General features: G+C 75.7%; 1 protein-coding gene. It reads right to left on the reverse strand.

Features of this window, described 5'->3' with window-relative positions; genetic code table 11:
• Positions 1–2131 (reverse strand): helicase-related protein (locus QK444_RS35755; protein WP_282786466.1); only part of this gene is annotated, 2131 nt, incomplete at both ends.

Consider the following 2131-nt stretch of genomic DNA (forward strand, 5'->3'; position numbering starts at 1 on the left):
CACCCCCGCGCAGCCGCCCCCCCCCGGGCCCCCGCACCCCGCGCCGCCGCGCCGCCGCCAGCAGCGCCGGATCGGGATCGCGCAGCGGTCGCGCCGACAGCGTGATCGCGCCGAGCCGCTCGACCCGCCGCGCCACCACCTCCCCGTCGACCCAGTCCACCTCGTCCGCGGTAGCCAGCAGCGCGGGCGCGGCCTGCCCCGCGAGTTCGGCATCGGCCGTGGCGGCCAACCGAATTCGCCCCTCCGCCCGGCCCGGATCGCGCGTCGCCACCGCCACGGCCAGCCACTCGCCGTCCCCCAGCCCCGACCCTGGCGGCAGCACCATGGCGGTGCCGCCCGCGGTCAGATAGGTCGCCGACCCGGCACTCCGCCGCCGCGCCAGCCGCTCCGGATGCGCGAGCGCCACCACCACCGCCGGATCGTCCACCGCACGCGCTCGCGTATCCGGCGTCTTCGCGGGATCTCCCGCCGTATCGGCGTGTCTGTCCGCTGCTTTCGCGGGATCGCTCGCCGTATCGGCGTGTCTGTCCGCTGCTCTGGCGCGATCGCCCGCCGTGCGAGCATGTGTGTCAGCCGTTTTCGTGCGATCGGCCACCGTTCGAGCCTGCCGGTCGGCTGATTTCGTGGGACCGCCTGCCGTATGCGCTTGCGTATCTGCTGTTGTCACGTGGCCGTGCGGCCTTGACGCTCGTGTGTCACCGGTCTTCGCGCGATCGGCCACCGTCTTCGCGCGGTCGCCCGCCCGGTCCTCTCGCTGGTCCGTTGTCCTCGCGAGGTCGGGGGTCATGTGTGCTTGCGGGTCCGCCGCGGGCTCGTGCGCGGTCGAGGGCGATGTTTCTTCCTTCGCGTGGTCGGATATCGCTGTGGGAGAGGGTGGTTCGGTGGAGGTCCCGATGGTGGACGAATGGGAGGTGGGCTCGTCGGTCGGGGTGCCGGGGTGGTCGAGCAGGCGGGTGAGGCGGTGCACTTCGCGCTGCCAGCGGGTGGGGCGGTCGCGGCGCAGGGTGCGCAGGGCGGCGGCGAGATCGGTGGCGGTGGCGAGGGTGTCGTCGTCGAGCAGGGCCACCACCTCGGCGGCGTGGCGGGGGCCGACGAGGGCGGCGCCGTCGAGGAGGGCGCGGGCCAGGCGGGGGTGCAGGCCCACGGTGGCCATGCGGCGGCCGCGCGCGGTGATGGCACCGTCGGCGTCCACCGCGCCGAGAGCGCGCAGCACCTCCCGTCCGGCGGACAGGCCGCCCGGCGGCGGGGCGTCCCACCAGGCCAGGCCGTGGCCGTCCGGAATCCCCCAGGACGCCAGTTCCAGGGCGAGCCGGGTCAGATCGGCGGTGCGGATCTCCGGCTCCGGAAAGGCGGGCAGGGTGGTGTGCTCGAATTCCGGCCAGCAGCGCCAGGCCCACCCGGGTGCTTCGCGGCCGGCGCGGCCCGCGCGCTGATCGGCCACCGCCGCCGAGACCCGGACGGTGGCCAGGCCGGACAGTCCGCGCCGGTGGTCGACGCGGGGGACGCGCGCCAGCCCGGAATCGACGACCGCGCGCACCCCGGGCACGGTGAGACTGGATTCGGCCACCGCGGTGGACAGGACGATCCGCCGCCGGGTGCCGGGGCGCAGGGCCGTGTCCTGTGCGGCGGCGGCGAGACGGCCGTGCAGCGGGACGATATCGGCGTCCACACCGGACAGCAGGTCGGCGGTGCGGCGAATCTCCGCCGCGCCCGGCAGGAAGACCAGCACATCGCCGTCGGCGGCGGCCAGCGCCGTCCGGGTGACCCGGGCGACCTGCGCCTCGGTGCGCTCGCGGGGCAGCGGCGGGACATAAGCGACATCCACCGGATAGGTCCGCCCGCGCACCTCCAGCACCGGGGCCGCGGTCTCGTCCTCGCCTAGCAGCGCGGCCAGCCGGTCCGCGGCCACCGTGGCGGAGGTGGCCAGCACCCGCAGGTCCGGGCGCAGTCCGGCCCGCGCGTCGAGCAGCAGCGCCAGCAGCAGATCGGCGTCGAGATGGCGTTCGTGGCATTCGTCGAGAACCACCGCGTCCACCCCGGACAGCTCGGGATCCCCCTGCAACCGGCGTACCAGCAGCCCGGAGGTGACCACCTCGATGCGCGTCGCCGCGCCCACCCGCCGCTCGCCGCG

Origin of the sequence: Nocardia sp. CC201C (genome assembly GCF_030010695.1) — a bacterium.
Taxonomy (GTDB): Bacteria; Actinomycetota; Actinomycetes; order Mycobacteriales; family Mycobacteriaceae; genus Nocardia; species Nocardia otitidiscaviarum.